The sequence below is a fragment of the Thalassotalea hakodatensis genome (genome assembly GCF_030295995.1).
Taxonomy (GTDB): Bacteria; Pseudomonadota; Gammaproteobacteria; order Enterobacterales; family Alteromonadaceae; genus Thalassotalea_C; species Thalassotalea_C hakodatensis.
The window spans coordinates 1365908-1392155 of sequence record NZ_AP027365.1; the positions used below are offsets into that span (position 1 = coordinate 1365908).

At 38.7% G+C, this 26248-nt stretch carries 15 protein-coding genes and 1 CRISPR repeat array; of the genes, 8 read left to right on the plus strand and 7 right to left on the minus strand.

Going from position 1 to position 26248, the window contains the following annotated elements; genetic code table 11:
* The first annotated feature begins 61 nt into the window (after nucleotides 1-61).
* Nucleotides 62-751: a hypothetical protein gene (locus QUE72_RS06060; RefSeq protein ID WP_286272199.1), complete on the plus strand. Its 690-nt coding sequence runs from the start codon at nucleotides 62-64 to the stop codon at nucleotides 749-751.
* A gap of 455 nt (nucleotides 752-1206) precedes the next feature.
* Here the strand turns inward: QUE72_RS06060 and QUE72_RS06065 are convergent, their stop codons facing one another.
* Nucleotides 1207-2064, minus strand: a complete 858-nt coding sequence (locus tag QUE72_RS06065) for a LysR family transcriptional regulator (protein WP_286272200.1) — start codon at nucleotides 2062-2064, stop codon at nucleotides 1207-1209.
* Nucleotides 2065-2172: 108 nt separating this feature from the next.
* Here QUE72_RS06065 and QUE72_RS06070 point away from each other — a divergent pair, with 108 nt between their 5' ends.
* The 7 genes from QUE72_RS06070 (at nucleotide 2173) to cas6f (ending at nucleotide 12203) form a co-directional block, all read left to right on the plus strand.
* Complete coding sequence (locus tag QUE72_RS06070) at nucleotides 2173-3093, plus strand: MBL fold metallo-hydrolase (RefSeq protein WP_286272201.1); 921 nt, start codon at nucleotides 2173-2175, stop codon at nucleotides 3091-3093.
* A gap of 592 nt (nucleotides 3094-3685) precedes the next feature.
* Nucleotides 3686-4678 (plus strand): type I-F CRISPR-associated endonuclease Cas1f, encoded by a 993-nt coding sequence (gene cas1f / locus QUE72_RS06075; RefSeq protein WP_286272203.1) that lies wholly within the window; start codon nucleotides 3686-3688, stop codon nucleotides 4676-4678.
* Nucleotides 4675-8055, plus strand: coding sequence for a type I-F CRISPR-associated helicase Cas3f (gene cas3f, locus QUE72_RS06080; RefSeq protein ID WP_286272205.1), 3381 nt, complete (start codon nucleotides 4675-4677; stop codon nucleotides 8053-8055). Before cas1f ends, cas3f begins: the two co-directional genes overlap by 4 nt.
* 226 nt (nucleotides 8056-8281) lie before the next feature.
* On the plus strand, nucleotides 8282-9538 hold the full coding sequence (gene csy1 / locus QUE72_RS06085) for a type I-F CRISPR-associated protein Csy1 (RefSeq protein WP_286272207.1): 1257 nt from the start codon (nucleotides 8282-8284) through the stop codon (nucleotides 9536-9538).
* A complete protein-coding gene (gene csy2, locus QUE72_RS06090; protein WP_286272208.1) occupies nucleotides 9535-10479 on the plus strand; it encodes a type I-F CRISPR-associated protein Csy2 in 945 nt (314 codons plus the stop codon). The genes csy1 and csy2 overlap by 4 nt, the downstream gene beginning before the upstream one ends.
* Nucleotides 10480-10504: 25 nt before the next feature.
* Entirely contained in the window at nucleotides 10505-11539 is a 1035-nt protein-coding gene (csy3, locus tag QUE72_RS06095; RefSeq protein ID WP_286272209.1) for a type I-F CRISPR-associated protein Csy3, read from the plus strand.
* Nucleotides 11540-11564: 25 nt separating this feature from the next.
* On the plus strand, nucleotides 11565-12203 hold the full coding sequence (cas6f, locus tag QUE72_RS06100; RefSeq protein ID WP_286272211.1) for a type I-F CRISPR-associated endoribonuclease Cas6/Csy4: 639 nt from the start codon (nucleotides 11565-11567) through the stop codon (nucleotides 12201-12203).
* A gap of 128 nt (nucleotides 12204-12331) precedes the next feature.
* A CRISPR array of direct repeats spans nucleotides 12332-15540; the repeat unit is 28 nt; unit sequence GTTCACTGCCACACAGGCAGCTTAGAAA.
* Nucleotides 15541-15569: 29 nt separating this feature from the next.
* Here the strand turns inward: cas6f and QUE72_RS06105 are convergent.
* The 6 genes from QUE72_RS06105 to QUE72_RS06130 all read right to left on the minus strand — a co-directional run bounded on the left by QUE72_RS06105 (nucleotide 15570) and on the right by QUE72_RS06130 (nucleotide 26045).
* Nucleotides 15570-17819 (minus strand): GH92 family glycosyl hydrolase, encoded by a 2250-nt coding sequence (locus tag QUE72_RS06105; RefSeq protein WP_286272212.1) that lies wholly within the window; start codon nucleotides 17817-17819, stop codon nucleotides 15570-15572.
* Nucleotides 17820-17821: 2 nt separating this feature from the next.
* The gene (locus QUE72_RS06110) at nucleotides 17822-20110 is read right to left on the minus strand and encodes a GH92 family glycosyl hydrolase (RefSeq protein WP_083601961.1); all 2289 of its coding nucleotides are present in this window, start codon (nucleotides 20108-20110) and stop codon (nucleotides 17822-17824) included.
* Between the two features lie 16 nt (nucleotides 20111-20126).
* Complete coding sequence (locus QUE72_RS06115; protein WP_286272214.1) at nucleotides 20127-21353, minus strand: AGE family epimerase/isomerase; 1227 nt, start codon at nucleotides 21351-21353, stop codon at nucleotides 20127-20129.
* 27 nt (nucleotides 21354-21380) lie between these two features.
* Nucleotides 21381-22355 carry a carbohydrate kinase family protein gene (locus QUE72_RS06120; RefSeq protein WP_074498142.1) on the minus strand — a complete coding sequence of 325 codons (975 nt, stop codon included), beginning with the start codon at nucleotides 22353-22355 and terminating at the stop codon, nucleotides 21381-21383.
* On the minus strand, nucleotides 22352-23611 hold the full coding sequence (locus QUE72_RS06125; protein ID WP_286272216.1) for a sugar MFS transporter: 1260 nt from the start codon (nucleotides 23609-23611) through the stop codon (nucleotides 22352-22354). Before QUE72_RS06125 ends, QUE72_RS06120 begins: the two co-directional genes overlap by 4 nt.
* Before the next feature lie 97 nt (nucleotides 23612-23708).
* Complete coding sequence (locus tag QUE72_RS06130; RefSeq protein WP_074498138.1) at nucleotides 23709-26045, minus strand: GH92 family glycosyl hydrolase; 2337 nt, start codon at nucleotides 26043-26045, stop codon at nucleotides 23709-23711.
* Between the last annotated feature and the right edge of the window lie 203 nt (nucleotides 26046-26248).

Here is a 26248-nt window from a genome sequence, read left to right on the forward strand (position 1 = left end):
CATGAAAAGCAGGTTGCTAGTATTTTATCAGTATCATAAAAATTCTTGGTTCTTTTGGGCTATGTTTTTTGCATTCTACTTGCCTTTATTAAGCTTTGTATTAGTAACGTTGGTATTGTTAGTTTATATATTCTGGCCTTTTACTCACTATAATATACCCTTTCCTGAGGTTTCAAATTCTGCGCATCAACCCCATTCAGTTACGGTGATTAGTCATGGGTTGAAGGATTCTAATAGAGGCTGGGCGAAACAACTTGAATCGCACTTAAAACAACACGATAAGCATGAACTGATTGTCAATATAGATTGGGAAGATTATGCCGATAATGCGTTAACATGCTCGGTAAATGGTCGACGAATTGGTACTAAAATAGCTGAAAAGTTAACACAAATTGATCAGCTAACATCGGTGAAAGTTATTGGGCATAGTTGTGGCGGTTTTATTAATTTAGGGCTTTGTGAAGGGCTTAAATCAGCTAATGAACAGGTGAAGGTAAAAAGCGTTTATTTAGCGCCAGTGTCTGTTTATGGCGGAATATTCTGGAATTATGGAACGCAGAATTTTGGTCGTTGTGCTGATGAAAGTATTACTTATTATGACCGTGAAGATAAGGTTCCAGGTAGTAATAAAGTGCCTGTTTATAGTGAGGGCGTGGATATAACACAGTTAAAAGAAAGCTTTGGCTACCAAGGCCCTTCGCATCAGTGGCCCATTTATTATTTTTTAGCGTTAGTTTCTCGCAAAGAATAAACATAAAGCTTTTCTCAAAAGTTAATTCAAGCGAGTCATTAACATGCTTTTTGATTAGTTTGAACAGTTTCACAGCATGTGCTCCTAATGCCTTTTCGTCAACAGAGACATTTTGTTACGAGTGTTTTACTTTATTTGAATGGAACACTTTACTGATGAAATATCATCCAATTATTGAGGGTGAAATGTAAAACGAACAAACAGAAGTATTCGGCAGAGTGCAGGAAAGAAGCTTTAGCGTGCAAAATACGCAAGTAAGTAAAAAGACAACGCAACTTTTTATCAAAGAGACGTTTTACTCTTAACTCATATCCAGAAGCGAATACTTAAAGGCAGCCGATCGTGTTAACTTATTTTCCTGATAATACAATACTCAACAGACCGTAAATACACTTAACTTTGCATAGTTAACTCACTCGTTAGCACCCGTTTAACTATTTAGAAAAGCAATTAAGTTAAATTAATGTATGTGTTGTTGATAGTAAAAAATCTATAAAGGTGCGTACACGTTTTGGCAAGTTGTCACGGCTAGGGAATACTATATAAAGAGGCAGTACGGGTAACTCAACGTCTACGTTAATGACTTCAAGGCTACCATTGCTTAGCTCGGCTGTGCATAAACTCTCAGGTAGTAACGCAATACCTTGTGACTGTTCGGCAAATTGTTTAGCCAGCGCGAAGTTTCGTGTATTTATTGACCCTTTTATATATTGTAGTGCTAATGATGGGGCATTGTTCATCGGATCAAACAGTACATGCTTATGCAATGACGTTGAACGTTTTTTATCGGTCTTTTGTTGGCAATAACGAGGGCTCGCAAAAAAGTTTAACTTCCCTTCACCAAGCTTTCTCGAAATTAAGCTTAAGGTTTTTAATGAACCACCTCTTAGCGCGAGATCAATATTATTTGAGATTAAATCAAGCGGCTCATCGGTAACCAATATGTCAATAGTTACTCTGGGATATAAACGTGAAAACTCAATCATAACCTTGGCAAAAGATTCGCTGGGCAAGTCGAGAGGAATAGTAATTTTAATACGCCCTGACAAGTGATTTTTTTGGGTAAGACGGTCTTCAATATCTAATAAACGATCCAACGTTTCTTGACAATGATTAAGATAAAGATCCCCTTCGTCGGTGAGGGTTACTTGGCGTGTACTTCGATTAAATAATCGTACATCGAGTCTATTTTCTAATGCTTTAATACGTGCACTAACCGTTGATGTTGGTAAAGATAAACGGCGGCTTGCTTCAGCAAAGCTTTGGCTATTAGCGACTTCAATAAATGTTGTTATTTGAGCAAAGTTACTCATTGTCCACCTTTTTGGGATTGTTTATCCAAATTTAGCTATATACCCGGGCTAATTTGATAATGATAACATTGTTTTACTTTTATCAAATACCCTAAATTTAGGAAAGCTATGTATAAACTATTCACGGTAATGACAATGCTATCTCTGGTGATGCTCCACTCATCAGCGCACGCTAAATCAGAAAGTCACAACGTAAACGACAATTTATCAAACAAAAATATCAGTATAAAATGGCTTGGCGGCCCAACGGTATTAATCACTTTTAATGGTATGAGTATACTCACTGACCCCATGTTTGGTTATGGCGATAAAGCATTTTATATGGCTGATCCTAATGAAATGTTTGATTTGGCCAAGGGACCTAATATGAAACACCATAAGCGCATAACTGCGTTTCCGGGTATTGCGTTAGAAACAGTTGACTTAGTGGTATTGAGCCATGCTCATGAAGATCATTTTGATCAAAAAGCAGAGCAATTACTTAATAAAAATACGCCATTTCTACTACCTCCTGCCAATATAGAGCAACTACAAAAGAAAGGCTTTAATCGTTTGAGTACGTTAAGCGTAGGGGACTCTATTAGCTATAAAGCAGGAGAAGGGAAAGTTACTTTTACCGCGGTTACCGCACACCATACCGACAACGGAGATATTAAGCATTTATTAGGTGAAGGTAATGGTTATTGGATTACATTTGAGCAAGACAACTGGCAATATACGCTTTACTGGACAGGAGATACATTAGCCACGAAAGACCTTATTGATGAAGTTAAAGCATTAGGTCAAATTGATCTGCTTATTGCACACATGGGGCGTGTTGGTACGACTGGACCTTTAGGCAAAATTAGCATGGGAGCTGATGATGTTATTGCTATGTCAGCAGCTTTACAACCTGAAAAGTTATTGCCGATTCATCATTCAACCTACGCGTTATATCTAGAGCCCATCCATCATTTAGTCACCAAAAGTTTGGGAAAACCATATGGACTAGATGTTATATCGGAAGGGTCGACACTTATTTATCAATAAGACGTTAATTTAGCTATACATGAGTAACATGAAAGTTATACCAATTGGATAAATTAATTGATCGCTTAGCGAGAATTAAAAGGCTTAAAGGCAAGGTATTGATTGAACATAATGTTATGCCCTTATCAACATAAATAACGTGTCATATAAGCTTTTTAAACTCGTTATTTGGGGCTCATTTCGTTTGTTCTAAGCTCGTTAATGAGGTTCTAAGTTGCTCAATTAATTAATCCGCTTGGTATTGAACACAGCTCTCACTGATCTTAAACGCTGAACACGTTAGCTTGATATTGACATGTAGCAACATAACTCAAGAACTGGAATACCAAGCTTAAACTGTTTTTAAATAGCAATAATTTGGCTGTTACTAAATTTTGATTTCTACGTGTAGATCTCCTTCGTTTACTCTACGAAAAAGCTCTACTTTTAAAGGCATTTATTCTTCGGGATATTACCGTACTAAATCACTAGACCCTAGTATAAAATTTTTAATAATCAGATTGTTATCATTAAAAATCATAGCATTACTTTCATTGACATTCAGTTATAAACATAATACTAATAATGAAAACAGGAAAGTTGATGTTTATTTATGGATGACTTTAGTCCCTCAGATTTAAAAAGTATATTACACTCAAAACGCGCCAATATTTATTACTTAGAATACTGCCGAGTAATGCAAAAAGATGGGCGTGTACTTTATTTAACTGAAAGTTCCAGAGAGAATCTCTATTTTAATATTCCAATTGCCAATACCACGGTTATTTTATTAGGAAATGGCACTTCAATAACGCAAGCCGCAATACGGATGTTAGCGCAAGCAGGCGTATTAGTTGGCTTTAGTGGCGGTGGCGGCACACCATTATTTATGGCAAATGACGTTGAACAGCCTATTGAATGGTTCACACCGCAAAGTGAATACCGCCCAACGGAATACTTACAAGGTTGGATGAGCTTTTGGTTTGATGATAAAAAGCGTTTATCTGCTGCAAAAATGCTCCAAACTGCTCGGATAAAATATTTATCAAGAGTTTGGCAAAAAGACAAAGATCTGAAACAAAATGGCTTTGATCTTAATGGTATAGAATCAGCTCTTGATGCATTCAATCTACGTACTGACCAAGCTCAGAAGCAAAGCGAAATCCTACTAACAGAAGCTCAATTGACTAAAGCACTTTATAAATTTTCTGCTAATGCCACTAACACAGAAGGTTTTAAACGCCAACATGCCTCAACAGACTTAGCGAACGACTTTTTAAACCACGGTAATTACTTAGCCTATGGCTTAGCAGCAAGTTGTTTATGGGTATTAGGTATTCCTCACGGCTTTGCTGTAATGCACGGAAAAACAAGGCGAGGCGCATTAGTGTTTGACGTGGCCGATTTAATTAAAGACGCACTGGTATTACCTTGGGCATTTATTTGTGCCAAAGAAAATGCCACAGAGCAAGAGTTTAGACAACAAATACTACAAGCATTTACAGACCATAAAACATTAGACTATATGTTTGATAATATTAAAGAAATTTCGTTGACTAACGTTAATGATAGCGATATCAATAATGAAAAGAGCCCATCCTTATGATGGTCACTTTTATATCGCAATGTGAAAAAAATGCCTTAAAGAAAACTCGCCGTGTGCTTGACGCTTTTGCCAATCGTATTGGCGATAATACATGGCAAACTATCATCACCGAAGATGGCTTGCTCACCGTCAAAAAAATGCTGCGTCAAACTGCTAGCAAAAGCACCGCTGTGAGTTGTCATTGGATACGTTCACGTTCCAGAAGTCAGTATTTGTGGGTGGTGGGGAATAAAAGTAAATTTAATGCAGAAGGAATAGTGCCTGTTAATAGCACGAGAAGAAATTTACTAAACAGTGCAATAGAAAATGACTGGAAGTACTTACCCTTAATTAAGTCACTTACTGCGCTCTCAGCTTTGCTCCATGATTGGGGAAAAGCGTCTCGTTTATTCCAAGAGAAACTAAACCCTAAGAGTAAAAATAAATTCAAAGGTGATCCAATAAGGCATGAGTGGATTTCTGTTTTATTACTCAATGCATTGGTAAACAATAAATCGGATGAAACATGGTTAAGGGATCTGTTAGACAATGGCGTAATTGAAAGTGAATTAAAGCAATACGTTAAAGTACAAAATTTAACACCATTAGATAAACTGCCCAATGGCGCTAAATTATTGGCTTGGTTGATAGTTTCTCATCACCGTTTACCTAATTTTTCACATAGCATAAGAGAGACGAGAAAAGAGTGGTTAGGAGTAAAATCAGAAAGTATTGAAGTGCTTCTTCAGCGCATTACTCAAGAATGGGGTTATGAAAACAAGATTGATGAAGCAGAATACAACAAACGTGTTAAGCATTGCTTTGAATTTCAAAATGGCTTGTTATCTGAATCGAAAGAATGGAGGAAACACGTAAAGCGCTGGGCAAATAGCCTAATAAATAACTTACCTTTGCTTGAAACGGCTATGCAAGATGGTAGTTATCGTTTGGTGTTACACCATGCGCGTTTGTGTTTGATGTTAGGTGATCACTATTATTCATCACAAGATGCCGCCAAAAGTTGGCAAGATAACACAGGGTTATTCGCTAATACTGATCGAGTTACCAATGAATTAAAACAAAAGCTTGATGAACATTTGGTTGGTGTCGCAAAAAATGCGCTTGATACCGCGCATTTATTACCTGCATTTGAAAAAGAGCCACCAGTAGCAACTGACATTCAAATATTAAGAAAAGCAAGCCCTACAGCATTCAAATGGCAAGATAAAGCAGTAACCAAAATTAGTGAATGGAAAATACAGCAAGATAAAAAAGTAACAGGCTTTTTTGCGGTTAACATGGCAAGTACAGGCTGCGGAAAAACCTTTGCTAACGCTAAAGTAATGCGTGCGTTATCGACTGATGGTAAAAGTTTACGTTATATTCTCGCCCTTGGGTTACGTACGTTAACGTTACAAACGGGTGATGAATATCGCAATAGGATCGGCTTAACTAATGCCGAGCTTGCCGTATTAATTGGTTCACGGGCGGTGGCTGAATTGCATAATCAACGAGAAATTAACCAAGATGAAATCACTGATGAGGTCTTAGGTTCAGAATCCCAAGAAGCCTTACTAGATGAATTTATTGATTATGACTGTGAAATACCCGAAGAAGGGTTAAGTACTGTATTAACTCGCAACAAAGATAAAGAGTTTTTATATGCGCCAGTACTGGCGTGCACCATTGACCACTTAATGGCAGCAACAGAAACTAAACGGGGTGGCCGCTATATTCTGCCAAGTTTACGGTTAATGTCATCTGACTTAGTGATTGATGAAATAGATGATTTTACCGGTGATGATTTAATCGCGATTGGCAGGCTTATTCACTTAGCAGGCATGTTAGGCAGAAAAGTGATGATTTCATCAGCTACTATTCCACCCGATTTAGCGCTAGGGTATTTTAATGCATACAAAAACGGCTGGAAAATTTTCACTAAAAGTCGAGACGAAGCAAAAGCTGAAATAGGTTGCGCATGGATCGATGAATTTACTACCCAAGTAGATAGTATAAGTGTTGTAGAAAGTGAATCGGCCATTGAGCAATATCAAGTAAAACATAGTCAATTTATTGATAAACGAGTAAACAGTCTAAATAAACAAGTCGCTAAACGTAAAGCAGATGTTGTGCCTTGCCCTTTACTTTCGATAGAAGAATCAACACCAGAAAATGAAGCTGAAGAAAGCAAGCAGTCTCATTATTTTTCAACAGTAAAGCAAGCGACTTTAGCTAAACATCAACTGCATCATAGCATTGATCCTAAAACAGCAATCAAGGTTTCATTTGGTGTGGTACGAGTGGCCAATATAACGCCATGTGTAGAGTTAACGAAGTATTTATTACAAGCCGACTATCCAAATAATACCCAAGTAAAAGTAATGGCTTATCATAGTCAACAAGTTCTGTTGCTACGACATGAACAAGAAAAACACCTCGATGACGTATTAAAACGCAAAGAAAAAACTGGCGAACCACAACAAGCATTTTCCAACCCTGTTATTCGTAATCATCTTGATTCATGCGCTAAAAGTAATAGTCATATTAATAATATGCTGTTTATTTTAGTGGCAACTCCCGTTGAAGAAGTAGGGCGAGATCATGACTTTGACTGGGCAATCATTGAGCCATCATCATATCGTTCGATTGTGCAATTAGCAGGGCGTGTACGTCGTCATCGAACACAAGCAACAGAGTTGGCTAATATTGGTGTAATGCAATATAACCTCAAAGCATTTAAAACCAATGATAAGCAAGGCGGAAAATATTTTATTAAACCGGGCTATGAAGACGGCTGGGATAAAAGCCTACACAGCCATGACCTCAATAAATTAGTGAATGAAACACGTATTAACGAAAGCTTAAATGCCATTGCTAGAATAAAAGTTCCTACCCAAGCAGATAAACAATTATTAGCGTTTATCGAGCATAAAGTAACGGCAGCACAATTAACAAATTTTTCTGCATTTGGCGCAAACACCCTACAAGGTTACTTAACCGAAACATGGTACTTAACGGCATTGCCACAAGTGTTAACCCCTTTTAGAAAAAGTGAAGCGAGCATTAATTTATTCTTGTTTTATAACGAAAATACAGACCAATGCTATTTCACTGAGAAAGGTGAAAAGGGTAGACCTTTAGTTGATATTAATGATCAAGTAATCAACCGAGAAACAATACTCAACATAAAGAAAATAGAATTAACAGAACAACAACGACAAAATTTATGGTTGGATCGTAATTATCAAAGCTTGTTAATCAAGTACCTCAGTGAGCCATGGTTAGCCACACCTAAACGGGTGTCCTTGCGTTATGGAGAAATAAATATGGTAAAACGTGAAAACGCACAATATGAATATAACGATCAGTTTGGGTTGGTTAAAATAAAGAAAGCCTGATTATTGCTAACCAGGCTTTCTGGCTACCTACGTGGTAGTGGACAAATAAATCAATCAATATGATTTCTAAGCTGCCTTTATGGCAGTCGTCAAAGTATAAAAAAATACAAAACCAAAAGCACGTTATTAAATAGAAAGTTATTAATTAAATTAATAATTATGAGGTTGATCTGTTTTTGTTTTTACTTTATTGTATTTTCAAGTTGAAAAATCAAGGAGGTTAATAATGTTAGACACTGCAATAGCAAGTTACTTTTCTGAACGAAAAGAAACGTGGTTAAAAAAAAATATAAAAGCAGCAATGCAAGAGCATGAAATTGCTGAAATGGAGCAATTATGTGAGCAGCAATTTTCATTAAATGAATGGTTACCCAATGCAGCGAAAAGGGCTGGGCAAATTTCAATGTCTACACATCCTTGCACCTTTAGCCATCCGAGTGCGCGGAAAAACAAAAATGGTTATGTTTCTTCTGTTTTAGCAGAAATAGACAAAGTTGAGGATGGTTATTTAAAAACAGGTAACGTGTCTGTTGCTACTGATGCACTAGGTAATGCTGCCGCATTAGATGTTTATAAATTTTTAACCTTAATCATGGAAGATGGTGAAAATTTATTAACCCATATTCAACAAGAAACAGACTTAGCTAAAGCGCTATTAACAACTAAAACGGCTAACTACCAAGATTTAAGAAGTGGTTTTTTAGCCATGGTAGAAGGTGCGACTGAAAGCATTACTAGCTCTAAAATAAAACAAGTGTACTTCCCTGTTGATGATGACTATCACCAATTATCACTGTTAACTAATTCGGGCATGGTTTATCAATTACGTTCTCGCTTAGATAAATTACGTTTTTCAGATGAAGTAAAAGAACGTCGCGATAAAAAGCGCAAAAACGAGTTTAGTGAGCAGGGCTTTAGTGAAATTTACGGTTTAACCACCATCGGGTACGGTGGTACTAAACCGCAAAATATTAGTGTTTTGAATAATCAAAATGGCGGTAAAGCACACCTTTTATCATCGTTGCCACCGAGTATTGAAAAACGCAGTATACATTTTCCTAGAAGTGATTTTTTTACCGAGTCATTTAAAAAATATGAATATGCAGATAATTTCAAAGCGCTGCATAAACTATTTCAGACTGACTATAACAATATCAAACTTCGTGATGCGAGAGACCGTAACCTGCAACAAATCATAGATTTACTCATTGAGAAAATGTGGTCAGTACGTGCTGTTTCACAAGCACAATTTCACGCTGATACATCTTCACTATCAAGCGTGCAGATGACTTGGTTACATGATGATTTTGCTGATGAAAGAGAAAAGTCAGAGCAATGGTTAAATTTACTCATCACTGAAATATCTACATGGTTAACGCGTAGTTATGAAAAGGTGCTAGATAAAAAAGCCATCAAATTAGGCGATGCGGAACGCTTACATTTTGCAGAAGTGATTGAGCGTAATAGGGAGTTTTTAAAATGAACAACATAAAGCGATTGTTATTATTACCCCATATAAAAGTACATAACGCCAATGCACTTTCTAGCCCGTTTACGATTGGTTTTCCTGCCATGACAGCATGGCTTGGCGCAGTGCATGCGTTGCAGCGTAAATTAAATGCACAAGGTCATAGCGATATTAAATTTAATAGTGTTGCTGTAATTAGTCACCAATGTGATTTACAAACCCATAAAGGTGTAGATGATTTTGTTCATTCAATTATTGGCACAGGTAATCCGCTAGATAAAACTGGTGCAAGAAGCGCTTTTATAGAAGAGGCACGTTGTCATTTAGATGTGTCATTAGTGCTTGAATACACCGGCATAGCAAAAGATGACGAACAAGTTTTACAAGAGCAAATAACCCATTTACTTAGCAGCAATATGAAAATGGCTGGGGGCGATATTTTAACCTTTAAAGCCTCACAATTTTTCAAAGTTGAAAATGGAAATCCAGCCGATCTTAGTGCATTAACACAAAAGCTTATGCCAGGTTACGCCTTAATTGAGCGTCGCGACTTAATGACGGAAGCAATGAGTGCAGGGCAAGATGCTATGGATGCTTTGCTAGATAACCTCGTCATTCATCATCATTGTGAAAAAGTAGCAGATGAAATGAATGAAGAGAAAGTGATATGGACAAGTAAACGCAAAAACCAAGGTTGGCTTGTGCCTATTGCGACCGGTTTTCATGGTTTGACTGAATTAGGTGAAGCTAAAAATCAACGTGATCCAAACACCCCGCATCGTTTCGCTGAAAGTGTCGTGACTTTGGGGGAATTTAAAATGCCACACAGTATTAAATCAATTGATGAAATATTGTGGCGTTATCAAACGGATCAAACCAATAATTTATATCTTTGTGCTCAAACTCAAAAAATCATACTAACCGAACAAGATATTGAAGACTCATATTACGCATAACTTAATTTATTAAAGGAAAATTATCATGGCTAAAAATCAAGACACCGCATCAGTACTCGCATTTGAAAAGAAATTAGTGCCGTCTGACGGCTATTTGTATGGCACCCAATGGGAAGAACGAAATAATAGCGCTAGCCAAACAGCGCTACAACTCAGTGAAAAATCAGTGCGTGGTACTATTTCAAATCGTTTAAAAGCGGCGATTAAAAGTGATCCTGTAAAACTGAACGCAGAAGTAGAAAAAGCTAACTTACAAACGGTTGATAGCTGTGCATTAGCACCAGAACAAGACACCTTAAAGCTACACTTTACGTTAAAAGTTTTAGGTGGCGTGCAAAAACCATCGGCTTGTAACAATGCACTTTTTAAAGAAAGTTACGCTCAAGCGGTAAATTCATACATTGAAAAAGAAAGCTTTAAAGAGCTAGGTAAACGTTATGCTCTTAACTTAGCGAATGCCCGTTTTTTATGGCGCAACCGTGTAGGTGCAGAAAATATAGAAGTACAAGTGAATGCGCTTAATAAAGACAACAAACAGTCTTGGGTATTTGATGCAACAAAATTTAGTACGCGCCATTTTGAGAATGAAGATAAGCAAGTTATCGAATTAGGCGATCGTATTGCTGCGGCATTAGCAAGTGAAGCTGATTTTTTAATGTTAGAAATTAATTGCTTTGTACAAGTTGGTAAGGCGCAAGAAGTCTACCCAAGTGAAGAGCTGGTACTTGATAAAGGTAAAGGGAAGAAAAGTAAAATCCTCTATTCAGTGAATGACATTGCCGCAATGCACTCGCAAAAGTTAGGTAATGCACTACGTAGTATTGATACTTGGTATCCAGAGTTTGATGATGCTGAAAAATCTGCTGGGCCAATCGCTATTGAACCTTATGGTGCGGTTACCAATTTAGGCAAAGCGTATAGAACCCCAAAAGACAAACAAGATTTTTACACCTTTTTTGACAAATGGGCACGCGGTACAGCGTTAGAACGTATTGAAGATGAGCATTATGTGATGGCCATTCTAGTGCGAGGTGGTGTGTTTGGCGAAAGTGACAAGTAGCCTTTGGGTCATATAGGAGAGAGACATGAAATATTATCTCGATATTACCTTATTGCCAGAAGCTGACATTACCCTCGGCTTCCTCTGGCAAAAGGTTTACCAACAAGTGCATATAGCCTTAGTTGAAAACAAAATTTCTGAACACCAATCAGCAATTGCGGTGAGTTTTCCTCGCTATGGCGAGTATGCGTTTCCGCTCGGCAATCAATTAAGATTGCTGGCAAATGAAGAGTCGCAACTCTCTCAACTCAACATTTCAAAATGGTTAAATCGTTTAGAAGACTACGTGCATATTAAGTCGATAAAGCCAGTTCCTGACAATGCCACTCATGTTGCCTTTGTTCGTCAACAAGTTAAAGGTGAGGCGCGGGTAGAAAAAGATATGTTAAGTAAAGCACAACGTTGGGCTGAAAAATCAGGCCAACCGCTTGATACTTGTTTAACAGAGCTTGAAAAAACTAAACCCAAGGCCGTTAACTCATTACCCTTTATTTGGTTAGAAAGCCAAGAGACAAAACAACGTGATGCAGCTAAAAGTAGAAAATTTCCACTGTTTATCAAAAAGGTAGAAGTTGGGGAAAAACAAACAGGCATATTTAATTGTTATGGTTTGAGTGTAAATCACAACAACAAAGAAAATCTGGCAAGTATTCCCCAGTTTTAACCTTTATTTTTGCTCTTTAAAAATTAGAAACTAAAACAATAAGTTACAACTACACCAAAAAATTAGGTAAAAATAGATAATTTTACCTAATTACCTGTTGTAACTTATTATTTGCTTGATATTCTATTGTTCACTGCCACACAGGCAGCTTAGAAAGTTTTGGTGAAACCTTTGGCTAAACCAATAGCGTTCACTGCCACACAGGCAGCTTAGAAATTGTTGCGCGTTGCGTCCAATTCATGGATCAAGTTCACTGCCACACAGGCAGCTTAGAAAAAATTGGATAAAATCAACCAATTTGACGGAATGTTCACTGCCACACAGGCAGCTTAGAAACTGTAAACGAATCTGGAAACCAACTAGCCGCAGTTCACTGCCACACAGGCAGCTTAGAAAAATCCAAAAACGGGGATGAAGATTCAAATTTGGTTCACTGCCACACAGGCAGCTTAGAAACTGTTGCTCTAATTCATCGAATTTTACAAAAAGTTCACTGCCACACAGGCAGCTTAGAAACGCAACGTTTTATAGGTGGCAAAATGGCACTCGTTCACTGCCACACAGGCAGCTTAGAAAATTACGCCACCCCTGCTGATTTCTTGATTAATGTTCACTGCCACACAGGCAGCTTAGAAAAAGAGTATGACATTGATAATTCAACAAACCTTGTTCACTGCCACACAGGCAGCTTAGAAAGCACAGAATCAGAAGAAAGATTATAAGCCATAGTTCACTGCCACACAGGCAGCTTAGAAATTTAAAAGTGCGTTATCTCTATGTTTTTACTCGTTCACTGCCACACAGGCAGCTTAGAAAGAAGTGATACCCGCGAGGGCAAATAGAAAACAGTTCACTGCCACACAGGCAGCTTAGAAAGCCATTGCCCGACCTTAATGTACCTTCACTCAGTTCACTGCCACACAGGCAGCTTAGAAAGGCAGGCGCTTGGCCTTTTCAGTTAATAATTCGTTCACTGCCACACAGGCAGCTTAGAAATTTAGCGTCTTCTAGCTCGGTTGTTTTTACTTGTTCACTGCCACACAGGCAGCTTAGAAACGTTGTGAGTTGATAACATGATCAAGCTTTTTGTTCACTGCCACACAGGCAGCTTAGAAATTAGTACGGTTTTAGTTATGCACTGGCCAGTGGTTCACTGCCACACAGGCAGCTTAGAAAATGTACATGGCACTAGCCATGGGGGTGGGCTTGTTCACTGCCACACAGGCAGCTTAGAAATATTGTGGCTAATGTTGCCGCTGCGGGGTTGAGTTCACTGCCACACAGGCAGCTTAGAAATGGACGCGAGAAACCAACATAACACTTTCTCGGTTCACTGCCACACAGGCAGCTTAGAAAGAAAGCACAAGACTAACAAAAGTACTGTTAATGTTCACTGCCACACAGGCAGCTTAGAAATCTATAGAATCTTCAAATGGTGGATTAGTGATGTTCACTGCCACACAGGCAGCTTAGAAACTGCAGATGCGGAAACATTCACAGCAAATACAGTTCACTGCCACACAGGCAGCTTAGAAATGTTGAAAACAACACGCAAAGTTACGTAAACCGTTCACTGCCACACAGGCAGCTTAGAAAGCGTGAATACGTAATTGTAAGGTTTTTAGATAGTTCACTGCCACACAGGCAGCTTAGAAAGCTAATGCAGCCGCACCAATAACAAGCTGATTGTTCACTGCCACACAGGCAGCTTAGAAATGTGCTTTGTTTAATTTTGTCTTCGTTTATGGGTTCACTGCCACACAGGCAGCTTAGAAAGCATGTGCAAAGCGACATTAATGAATTAACAGGTTCACTGCCACACAGGCAGCTTAGAAATGTCTGATATGTAAGCTTGAACGAATGGCGATGTTCACTGCCACACAGGCAGCTTAGAAAAAAACGGATTATTTGAACCGTTTTCGCGAGATGTTCACTGCCACACAGGCAGCTTAGAAAAATCGCGGGCAACAAGTGACATTTAATGACTGGTTCACTGCCACACAGGCAGCTTAGAAAATTACTGCGTTCTCTTGAGTGTCTGCGTTTGCGTTCACTGCCACACAGGCAGCTTAGAAATTTCTAATGAATGTACGCATATTAAATCAACTGTTCACTGCCACACAGGCAGCTTAGAAACGACATAATCATTAGTTTCGCATAAGTAAATAGTTCACTGCCACACAGGCAGCTTAGAAAAGTAGCCGCGAACTCTCTTAATTCACCACGAGGTTCACTGCCACACAGGCAGCTTAGAAAAAGCACCGCACCACCTGCAATCACAACGTTGTGTTCACTGCCACACAGGCAGCTTAGAAACAATAAAAACAACAAGGTTAACGTTTCTTGCAGTTCACTGCCACACAGGCAGCTTAGAAAATTTTGCTTGATCGAATTGAAATCAACATCTAGTTCACTGCCACACAGGCAGCTTAGAAATTCAAGACGGGTGGTAAGTGGATTGTTAACACGTTCACTGCCACACAGGCAGCTTAGAAATATATCTAATCACACACATTTCAAAGACATTAGTTCACTGCCACACAGGCAGCTTAGAAATTTAAGGTACTAAATTGCAGGACGAGGGACTAGTTCACTGCCACACAGGCAGCTTAGAAATATCAGTCGTTGGTGATATGCCACCAAAAACAGTTCACTGCCACACAGGCAGCTTAGAAATTTTTGCGTTCGGCTTCGGGTTCAATGGCAATGTTCACTGCCACACAGGCAGCTTAGAAAAAAACACAAAAACAATGTCAAAGCCAAAACGGGTTCACTGCCACACAGGCAGCTTAGAAATATCGGTTTATCATTTGAACGAATTCTTGTGCCGTTCACTGCCACACAGGCAGCTTAGAAACGTTGAATTGACTTAACGGGGCTAGTATTAAGGTTCACTGCCACACAGGCAGCTTAGAAAACGACGCAGTAGACGGCGCTTTTGACTTTGCAGTTCACTGCCACACAGGCAGCTTAGAAACTTTAGTGGCGCTCAAACCAAACCGAGTTACAGTTCACTGCCACACAGGCAGCTTAGAAAATTCGTGTGCAAAATCATCATTGCAAGCCACTGTTCACTGCCACACAGGCAGCTTAGAAAATGCGAGTAAATCTAAAATGGGTAGTGCTGCTGTTCACTGCCACACAGGCAGCTTAGAAACACCGCTTCGCTGACACCATCCCAAACACTACGTTCACTGCCACACAGGCAGCTTAGAAATTAGAGTTCACCCGCGTTGAAGTGGGCGACGCGTTCACTGCCACACAGGCAGCTTAGAAAGCCCATTTAACTTACTCCACGTTCTGAGGCGAGTTCACTGCCACACAGGCAGCTTAGAAACCCTTTACTTTTACCAACATACAAATTGATCAGGGGTTTTCATCGCCAAACAAAAATAATAATTCACCACCTTTGACCAATTCATTGTGGTTAATGAAATAACTGTTAATCTTTTTATTATTAAACATAACGTTTGAAATATATTTATCTTTAGAGTTGCTCTGTTTTGAGGTTATCACTAGGTTCTTATCCGTATAGTAATCTGGATTGAGCTTTATTGTTATTTCACTAAATGATGGGGATACAATAGCATAATGCATATCGCCCGGTGAAACGGGATAAATGCCCATCATACTGAAAACTAACCATGCTGATAGGGTACCTGCATCATCATTACCTGGAATACCACCAGGTGTATTATGGTAATGTTTATCTATTAACTCAAAAACGCGTTTTTGGCTACGCCATTCTTCGCCTTCTATATAGTTATAGAGGAATGGGTAAGTAATATCGGGCTCATTTGCCATATCGAAATTATCAGTAATAAACGTTTGTTCTAGTTGTTCAAGAAATTGCTTTTCACCCCCAAGTAATGCCATGAGCCCATTAATGTCATGAGGAACATAAAAGCGATAGTTCCAAGCATTGCCTTCGATATAGCCAGGTGCAGGCTCAAAATTTCGCCCTAGTTGAGGGTCGTAAGGTGTTAGCCATTTTCCATTGATGTGCTTAGGACGTAGCATACCGGTTTGATGGTCAAATAGTTTTTTATATCCCATAGAACGCTGTAAAAAAGTGTCATGATCTTGCTTTTTACCTAATGCACTTGCTAACTGTGCAAGGTTCCAGTCAGCGATATAGTATTCTAGACTAGTTGAAACGGTACCGTCCCATTGACCTTCACCATCAACAGGCACATAGCCAAGTGTTAAATATGTTTTGTTTTCTGGACGTAATAGGTTGTTTTGTTCAACACTCGCAGCTTTTTTTGCAAAATTGTAAGCACTATCAATATCAAAGTCTTGTATGCCACGTAAATAGGTATCAGCAATGACAGGTGTTGCAGGATCACCTACCATGACTTGTGTTTCCATGCCCAGTAATTCCCATTTAGGTAACCAGCCACTTTCTTTAGCCATGTCTACCATAGAATTCACCATATCAGATTGTATTTCTGGGTAAACAAGGCTTAACAGAGGGTGAAGGTTTCTATTGGTGTCCCATAATGAGTATACACTGTAACGCGTTTTTTCTTGATTATTACCAATACCTGATTGTCCCATCAATGGATAATCTCCATTGATGTCTTGAATGATATTAGGGTGAATCAGTGTATGATAGAGTGCGCTATAAAAAATAGTTTTCTTTTCTGTATCGCCTTTAACGGTAATACGTTCAAGCAGTTGTTGCCATTTTTGTTGAGATTTTTCTTTGGTGCGTTCAAATGAAAATTCGGGTTGTTCTGCCTCAAGGTTTTCTCTTGCATTGCTAATACTAACGTAGGAAATACCTAGCTTAACTTCAATTTGCTCATTTTCTTGCGTGTCAAACTGGAAGTACGCACCAATATCATCACCTGCAATTTCTTGTCGATAGTTTTCATAGGGCTTATAGCTATCGTTGTAACCAACCCATTCTGCCTCAACGTTTTTATACGTCGGCATTTTTTTCCATGCACCAGCCGTTTTAGCTTTTTTACTCAGTTTAGCGACAAAATAAACAGGACGAACATCCTCTGGGTTATAACAAAAAGTACCCAGCATTTTAAAGCCTTCGACTTCGTTGTTTGATACCACCTTTAGCATGCCACCCGTTTCATTAGTGAGACCTAAGCCTAAATTGAGTAAAATTTGAGATTGTCCTTTAGGAAAGGTATACCGACTAAGGCCTGTACGTAAGGTGCTAGTGACTTCTACATCAATTCCGTATTTATTAAGGGTATTACGGTAATATCCTGGAGAGGCTTCTTCATTGCTGTAAGTCGCGCCATATTTTTCCGCGTCAAATTCTAAATCCCCTGTCGTTGGCATCAATAAGAGGCTACCTAAGTCTGGGCAACCAACACCACTTAAATTGACATGACTAAAGCCGGTTAGAAAGTTATTATCATGGATATATCCTCGTGAATTCCATGCTTCGTCTTTTTCAAATGTATTTTCTTTACCTGCTTTAAATGCAGCATTAAACGGAACAACAGATGCCATACCATGCGGGTATTGGGCACCGGGGTGTGTTGCGCCAAAATTAGAAGTACCAATAAAAGGGTTAACATATTGAGTGACTGTTTCGGTGGCATGCGTGAATGTGCACACTAAGAAACATAATAAAAAAGTACGCATAATTACTGTTGCTCCGAAGTCATGTTAAATATGAGTGTGCCACCCGCCATAATTTCTTCGTGGCTAATTTTAAAGGAAGTGTGTTTTTTATCATTCAAAAACACTGACTCAACATAAATATTATCTTCTGATTGGTTCTTGGCGATGATGTTAAATGTTTTGTCGTTGGGCAGTGATATTGTTGCTTGATTAACTTCTGGGCTACCTAAAATATATTCACCAGATACTGGGTTTACCGGATAAAAACCAAGTGCACTAAACATATACCAAGCTGACATTTGACCGGCATCTTCATTACCAACAAGGCCATCGGGTTTTGTTGTATATAAAGTAGACATAATTTGTCGTACGCGTTGCTGAGTTTTATGAGGTTTGTCTATAAATTGGTACAAGTATGGGACGTGATGTGCTGGTTCGTTGCCGTGTACATACTGACCTATGTAACCTGATATCCATTCAGGCAACATATTTGTTTTGGGATCTACTTGTTGGGCAGTAGTAAACATGTTATCGAGTTTTCGATTAAATTTTTCAGACCCACCCATCAACTTAATAAGCCCATGAATATCATGAGGCACAAAAAAGTTATACTGCCAGGCGTTAGCTTCGCAATAATCTTCTGGATGATAGGCTAATGGATCAAAGTTATCTTTAAATTCGCCGTTTAAGCCTTTAGCGCGCATGAAATTTGTATTGTGATCAAAATGCTGTTGGTAGTTTAAGGCTCGTTGGGAAAATAACTGGTAATCGTCTGCTTTACCTAAAGCCTTTGCCATTTGGGCTATGCTCCAATCGTCAAAAGCATACTCAAGCGTTAATGACACATTCCAGTTACCTTGTTCAAAGGGAACATAGCCCAATTCACGATATTCTTTAATGCTAAAATTAGTTTGCATCGCACTTTTTTTCATGGCGACGAATAACTCTTCACCATTAATGTCTTTATCAGTAATAACACCTTTTAGATACGCATCAGCCAATACTGGTACGGCATGATAGCCCATCATCATATCGGTTTCGTTACCTTGAAAATTCCACACGGGTAATAGCCCATATTCATGATAATGGGCCATAAGTGAATGCATCATGGCTTTGCTGTGTTCTGTGTCGGTAATTGTTTTCCATGGGTGTAATGCTCGGAAGGTATCCCATAAAGAGAAAAAAGAATAACGTGGGTTTTCTGTAGACTGATGAATATTGCCATCAGGGCCTTTGTATTGTCCATTACTATCTGAAAATACGCGAGGTGCTAAATAAGAATGATAAAGTGCCGTGTAAAACTGCACCATGTTATCAGGAGTTGCGTTAACTTTTACTTTTGCTAGCGCTTGTTCCCATAATAGTTCACTTTCTTGTTTTACCTGTGTAAAACTTTTTTCTGCTCCATCACTTAGTAAATTTAGTTTGGCATTTTCACTACTGACTGAGCTGATCGCTGTTTTAACCGTAATTTTCTTGTTTTTGCTGACATCAAAATGTAGCAGGGCTGTTAAACCATCGCCTTTGGTTGTTGTGTAATGTGTCTTTGTTGTTTGAATGGCTTTTTCAGCAACACTGATATCGATAGAAGTGATTTTTTCAGAAAAGGTGGTATAAAAATATACTCGCTGATCTTTAGCCCAGCCGGTAGACTTTCGGTAACCTGAAATAGTGTAATCATCAATCACGTTAATGTTAGTGGCAATCGTAGCGTCCCAATTACGTGAATAATTTAAATCTAATTTTACTTGTCCATGTTGATGTTTATCAGCAAAGGTATATTTTTGAACCCCGCTTCTTAAACCTGCCGTTAATTCAACATTAATGTCGTAATCGGTTAAAAAAACCTGATAATAACCAGGCGAAGCAGATTCATTATCATGAGAGAAAGACGAATAAATGGTTGGTGTTTTTTTTACATCGTCTAATACTGCTTGTTTTACTTCACCTGCCAATGGCATAAACGAAATATCATATAAATCACCAGCACCTGTGCCGGAAAGGTGAGTATGACTAAAACCGGCAATAACATTATCAGGATAAAAATAACCTGAAATCCAATCCCAACCATTGCGACCATTATCTGGACTTAATTGCACCATACCATAAGGTTGGGTAGCTCCTGGGTAGGTTTTACCTTTTCCGGCCGTGCCAATAAAAGGATCTACATAGGAAATGAGTGTGTTATTGTGTTGAGGCTTGGTTGCATTTGGTTTTTGCGTGCAAGCCGTTGTTAATAATATCGTTATAAAAACACCGAACACTATTTTTTTTACGTCATTGTGCGTCGACTGAACCAAGCGGTACTGCATTTTCTTTCCTTTATGCTTAAAGCTTTCTATTTAAGGTATCGTCGCCAAGTACACGTAATACTTCAAAGCATGCGCCTAATGTGTGGTAATCACATTTTGCACCAGCAGCACTTTTTTGGTCACTGTATTTAGTGTTGTTATGTTTTAAGATACGAAACCATGCTCCGTGTTGATGATCAACCATATGCTGCCAGCTGTATTGCCATAATGCATTGTATTGCTCTAAGTATTTTTTATCCTTGGTGACTTGATATAACATTGCAGCAGCAGCAAAGCTTTCTGCTTGCACCCAAAAATATTTATCGTTATCGCAGCATTTTCCTTGCGGATCAAATCCGTAGATTAAACCGCCGTGCTCATTATCCCATGCTGTTTGATAAGCACGATCGAATAATGATTTGGCGCGTTCAACTAACCAGCTTTGTGGTTGATGTCGGTTAAGCATTAACAGTAATTTGGTCCACTCTGTTTGGTGGCCGGGTTGAAATCCCCAAGGGCGATATAGATTTTTTGGATCGTCTTTGTTGTATTCCCAGTCAGGCGTAAACTCGGTAGTGTAATGTTCCCATACTAACCCATCAGTGAGATCAGCTTGGCGAATAGCAATATTTTCAGCAATGGTTTGCGCACGTTGTAAAAATAATGTGTCTGATGTTGCTTCGTAGGCGGCAATCATCGCTTCACATAAGTGCATGTTAGCATTTTGACCACGGTAATCACTTAATTGTCCATCGGCACTGATTTCGTCGGCATATAAGCCAAATTCGGCTTGCCAAAAGCGCTCTTCAAGTAACTGATAAACAGTAAGTAGTTTATCGTTACTGTTGATAAGCCCTGATTTTTTTGCCGCAGCATATGCAAGTAATACAAAGGCGTAACCATAGGCTTGTTGGGTCATGTCATTAGCTTGGTGATCGTTTAACGTCCATGCGTAGCGTTGCTTGTCTTGTTGCCAATGTACTTGTTCTACATAATCTAAGCCGTGTTTAGCCATGCTAAGGTATTCATTGTTATCATACACCAAACTGGCAAGGGCATAGTTAACAACGATGCGTGTACTACTGACAAGCTGTCTGAATTTTTCATCAAAATAGTCGCCATTATCACGGAAGTTTTGAAAGTAACCGCCCGTATTATCAATTACCCTTGGGTTATAAAAATTAAGAATTGATTGGCCATGTTTGAGTAAAAAGTCGCGGCTATAAAACGCCTCTTCTGGTAATGGTTGTTGTGCTGGTTTCATATTTCTCTCCAAATCGGGTATCAATGGTTATAGATAAAGATCTGTTGGCCAATGTTGTTCTATATCACTAAAGCGAGGTAGGGCAGGAAATGCGCCTGGTAAAGTTACTGTATGAGCACCACAGTTTGACGCAAACGTAATTAACTCTCTAAGTATATCCATTGAAAACAGCGCAGTTTTTGGTTCTGACAATTTACTTAATGCAAATAGCAGAGAACCGCTAAATGCATCGCCGCCTGCTGTTGTATCTACAGCTTTAATATCAGGTACTGGTATTGTGTCTTGTCCAATGGTTGAGTAAAACTCAATTGGATGCTCGCCATCTGTAATAACTAACAATGAGACTCCGTTATCAAGACAGGATTGAATGTAAGTTTGATTGTTCCCTTGGGCGAGGTACTCTAATTCATCACGTGAGAACTTAACAATATCTGAGATATAAACGAGTTCATTAACTAATTGTACATTAGCTTGGCCAGTAGACCATAAATTATGACGTAAATTAACATCAAAACTTACCAATGACTGCTTCGCTTTTGCTCGTGTAACGGCAGCTTTAGTTGCTATCGCTATGCTTTTGTCAGTTAGTGTATTGCTACAAAAGTGAAATAAAGGTTGATCTTCATACCATTTATCATCAATCTGCTGTTCACTAAAAAGCACATCTGCGGAACCATCACGATAAAAAGAAAAGCTTCTGTCACCTTCACTGTCTAGCATAACAAATGCTAGCGCCGTTTTGGCGCTAGGGTGCTTGGTTAAAAACTGAGTATCAACGCCATATTCTATCAATGCTTGTTCTAGAAAGTGACCAAAGGCATCATTACCTACTTGACCTGCAAATAATGCTTTACCGCCAAGTTTGGCTACAGCTACCGCAGCATTTGCTGGCGCACCACCTGGATATTGGCGATAGTTATTCAAAACAAGGGGACCGTCTTCTTGCTTTCCTGTATTTAAAAAATCGATTAGCGCTTCGCCAAAACATAAGACGGGTTTCATGCTTTTACCTCTGCTGCATTGTTGATATTCGTACTTTTAGAGCCTTTTAGTGCGTACCAAGCGATATAAACATAAGCAAAAGCAGGTACGATAAAGCTAGCCTGTACTGATGTTACGTCAGCTGCAACGCCTTGAAGCATTGGAATAACCGCACCTCCGACAATTGCTTGGCATAATAAGCCAGACCCTCGACCGGTTAATGGACCGAGTCCTTTAATGGCTAAGGTAAAGATAGTAGGAAACATAATTGAGTTGAAAAAACCTACACTGAGGATCGCCCACATCGCAGTTTGACCATTACTGTTAACAGTTAAAGTGATCAGTAAAATAACTATCATGGCATTAAAGGCTAATAAAAATGATGGTCTAATGATTCTCATTAAAGCGGCACCAATAAAACGTCCGATCATGGCCGCACCCCAATAATATGACACCATTTTACTGGCTTCATGCTCACTTAAACCACCAATATGACTTTCTGCAAAAAAATTAACGAGAAAGCTACCGATAGAGACTTCTGCCCCTACATACAAAAAGATAGCTAAGGTACCAAACAAAAGTGGAGGGTGTTTAAAAACAGAATCATTAGGCGCTTCTGTGGTATCTGTTGTTTCAACGTCAGTAATAACTGGAAGTTGTATACGACTAAATATCACCGCTGTAATTATCATGACACTGGCTAAAATTAAATAAGGTAACTGAACTGCCGTTGCGGCTATGATTGTCGCTGTACCACCAAATATAAGTGCTGCACCAAATGCAGGGCCTAAAGTATGACCTAAAGAATTAATAGCTTGCGCTAAATTGAGGCGACTAGCTGCTGTTGTTTCTGAACCCAGGATCGCGACATATGGGTTGGCTGATACTTGCAATATTGTGACGCCGCTAGCAAGAATAAATAAGCCAAGTAGGAAAATGGCATAAATTTCAACTTCTGCTGCTGGATAAAACAAGAGGCAACCAGCTGCAATGGTAAGTAAACCAATAATGATGCCACGTTGATAACCTACTTTCTCAATTAATTTACCCGCGAAAGGAGAGATAATAAAGTAAGCACCAAAAAAGCAAAATTGCACCAACATTGCTTCAGTGTAGTTAAGATCAAATGCCGCTTTTAAATGAGGAATTAAAATGTCATTTAATGCAGTAATAAATCCCCAGATAAAAAACAAGGTTGTCATCGCAATAAAAGCAAATTTAGTATTCATTGCTCCTGTTGCTTTAAATGTATTCCCCGTTGGAATGTTTCCAGCCATATTATTGCCTTTATTCGTTTTTGGTTGTTGTTAAAATAGCGTCACTAGGTGATTTTTTTCGACTAATAACGGTTAATGTTGCTATCAAGACTTTTCATCATTTTTTCTCTGTAGACAGTGAATAAGGTATAGAGTCTTTAGCATTTGCCCATTGTTTGTTGGGGGTTTCTCCCATTGAAAATTCTAGCGAACCACCTGCTTGGATTTGATGATGATCTAACCAACTTTTATTATAGGTTTTTCCATTTAATGAGCTTGATTGAATAAAATGATTTTGCTTTAGATTATCCTTAGCCGTAATCACAAATTGCTTGCCGTCTTCAAGCGTCATGGTCACTTTATCGAACAATGGGCTTCCGATAACATACTGAGTGGTACCTGGAGTGACGGGATAAAAACCTAGCGAACTGAAAATGTACCATGCTGACGTTTGTCCATTATCTTCATCACCAGCGTATCCATCTGGTGTTGCGGAGTAGAGCTTGTTCATTACATCTCTAAGTTTAGTTTGTCCTTTCCAGGGCTGCCCCGCATAATTGTAAAGGTACAACATGTGTTGAATAGGCTGGTTTCCATGAGCATAATTACCCATATTAACAATTTGCATTTCTCTTATTTCATGAATCGTAAATCCGTAGTATGAATCATCAAATTTTGGTGGCATTGAAAATACTTCATCTAATTTGGCAACAAATGCATCATTACCACCCATTAGTTGCTTGAGGCCTTCAATATCTTGGAAAACTGACCAAGTATAATGCAAGCTATTCCCTTCAGTGAAAGCGTCTCCCCACTTCAATGGATTAAAGGGAGATTGAAAGCTACCATCTTGGTTTTTGCCGCGCATCCATTTAGTATCTGGATCAAAAACATGAGTGTAGTTGTATGCTTTTTCACGGTACAAGTCAGCGTCTTTTGTTTTGCCAAGCAATGTTGCTAATTTTGAAATATTAAAATCTGCGAAAGCATATTCAAGCGTTCGTGCGGCATTTTCATGAATATCAACATCGTAAGGAACGTAGCCAAGTTTATTATAGTAATCAACGCCTTCACGACCGACAGAGCTTACCGGGCGGCCTTCATTGACAGTCGCATTTTTGATAATTGCTTCATATAAGGTGTCAATATCAAACCCTCTTATCCCTTTTATGTATGCATCGGCAATATTAATCGCTGAATTAGAGCCTATCATGACACCACGATGACCAGGACTTGCCCACTCAGGTAACCAACCAGATTCTTTATAGGTATTTGCTAGGCCTTCCATTATTTGTGCATCCATTGATGGATACATTAAGGTAAAGAAGGGAAATACTGCACGGAATGTGTCCCAAAATCCATTGTCTGTGAACATATACCCAGGTAAAACCTCACCATTGTAAGGGCTATAGTGTACTATTTGATTGTTTTGGTCGTACTCGTAAAATTTCCGTGGGAATAATAAAACGCGATAAAGTGCCGAATAAAAAGTACGTACGTCTTCAACATTGTCATCTTCAATTCTTAAGCGAGAAAGCTCGGTTTGCCATGCCTGATGTGCTTTGACTTTGGTTGCTGCAAAGCTGTCATTACCAATTTCCCTTGTTAAATTAAGTTCTGCTTGTTCAGCACTAATAAAAGAAGACGCCACTTTTACATGAACAGTTTCCCCTTTTTGAGTTTTGAAACCAATAATGGCACCAACATGATCGCCTTCACTGTCAGTAGAGCTTTCAACAAGTTGCCATTCATCTCTCCAAGTGTGTGTGAGTTCGAAGTCTTTATCGAATTGAGCAACAAAATAATTATGAAAATTTTCAGGTACGCCGCCATGGTTATTCCGAGCATAGCCAATAATTTTACGCTGTTCAGGAATGATTTTTACCATAGAGCCTTTATTAAATGCGTCTAAAGTTATATAAGCGTTATCAGTTTCTGGGAAAGTAAACTTAAAATGTGCAGCGCGTTCTGTTGGTGCAACTTCAACGTTTACATCGTAATCAGCTAGATATACTTGATAATAGTGCGGTGATGATGTTTCTGCTTTATGTGAAAACCAAGATGCTCGTTTATCTTCTTGAAACTTTAACTCACCGGTTACTGCCATTAAAGAGAAAGCGGCATAATCATTTAGCCAAGGGCTAGGTTGGTGAGTTTGTTTAATGCCTCTAATTTTATTGTCAGAGTACTTATAAGTCCATCCATCACCCATTTTAGCGGTCATTGGCGTCCAAAAATTCATGCCCCATGGCGTTGCTATTGCAGGGTAGGTGTTGCCATTTGATAAGCTAAATTTGGAATCTGTCCCCATTAGCGGGTTTACATATTGTACTAAATCTTCTTTAACAATATTCAAATTCTGTATTGCCGGTTTTTGGACTTTCACTGAGTGTTGTTGGCCACAGCCAAACAGCAATACAGATGCTAAGCATAAAAAGTAGGTTGACTTGTTCATTATTGAGTCTTCATCTTTTATTAGTTTGTTGTTTTATTTATAGTTTTTTAATGTTTTCATCAAGGCGTTCATAGATGGAATATTACTATGTAATCGATTGCATCTTTTAAGATGTTATACGATGAATTTATTTAATTCAATAGAGATTTGTGTCTCTGACTTTAAACAAGTTAAAAATAATTAGGAAATTCTTATGTATAGCT

What these genes read in the sequence shown, in the direction of transcription:
- QUE72_RS06060 (WP_286272199.1), top strand. Translation starts at nt 62, where the DNA reads ATGTTTTTTGCATTCTACTTGCCTTTATTAAGCTTTGTATTAGTAACG.
- QUE72_RS06065 (WP_286272200.1), bottom strand. Translation starts at nt 2,064, where the DNA reads ATGAGTAACTTTGCTCAAATAACAACATTTATTGAAGTCGCTAATAGC.
- QUE72_RS06070 (WP_286272201.1), top strand. Translation starts at nt 2,173, where the DNA reads ATGTATAAACTATTCACGGTAATGACAATGCTATCTCTGGTGATGCTC.
- cas1f (WP_286272203.1), top strand. Translation starts at nt 3,686, where the DNA reads ATGGATGACTTTAGTCCCTCAGATTTAAAAAGTATATTACACTCAAAA.
- cas3f (WP_286272205.1), top strand. Translation starts at nt 4,675, where the DNA reads ATGATGGTCACTTTTATATCGCAATGTGAAAAAAATGCCTTAAAGAAA.
- csy1 (WP_286272207.1), top strand. Translation starts at nt 8,282, where the DNA reads ATGTTAGACACTGCAATAGCAAGTTACTTTTCTGAACGAAAAGAAACG.
- csy2 (WP_286272208.1), top strand. Translation starts at nt 9,535, where the DNA reads ATGAACAACATAAAGCGATTGTTATTATTACCCCATATAAAAGTACAT.
- csy3 (WP_286272209.1), top strand. Translation starts at nt 10,505, where the DNA reads ATGGCTAAAAATCAAGACACCGCATCAGTACTCGCATTTGAAAAGAAA.
- cas6f (WP_286272211.1), top strand. Translation starts at nt 11,565, where the DNA reads ATGAAATATTATCTCGATATTACCTTATTGCCAGAAGCTGACATTACC.
- QUE72_RS06105 (WP_286272212.1), bottom strand. Translation starts at nt 17,819, where the DNA reads ATGCGTACTTTTTTATTATGTTTCTTAGTGTGCACATTCACGCATGCC.
- QUE72_RS06110 (WP_083601961.1), bottom strand. Translation starts at nt 20,110, where the DNA reads ATGCAGTACCGCTTGGTTCAGTCGACGCACAATGACGTAAAAAAAATA.
- QUE72_RS06115 (WP_286272214.1), bottom strand. Translation starts at nt 21,353, where the DNA reads ATGAAACCAGCACAACAACCATTACCAGAAGAGGCGTTTTATAGCCGC.
- QUE72_RS06120 (WP_074498142.1), bottom strand. Translation starts at nt 22,355, where the DNA reads ATGAAACCCGTCTTATGTTTTGGCGAAGCGCTAATCGATTTTTTAAAT.
- QUE72_RS06125 (WP_286272216.1), bottom strand. Translation starts at nt 23,611, where the DNA reads ATGGCTGGAAACATTCCAACGGGGAATACATTTAAAGCAACAGGAGCA.
- QUE72_RS06130 (WP_074498138.1), bottom strand. Translation starts at nt 26,045, where the DNA reads ATGAACAAGTCAACCTACTTTTTATGCTTAGCATCTGTATTGCTGTTT.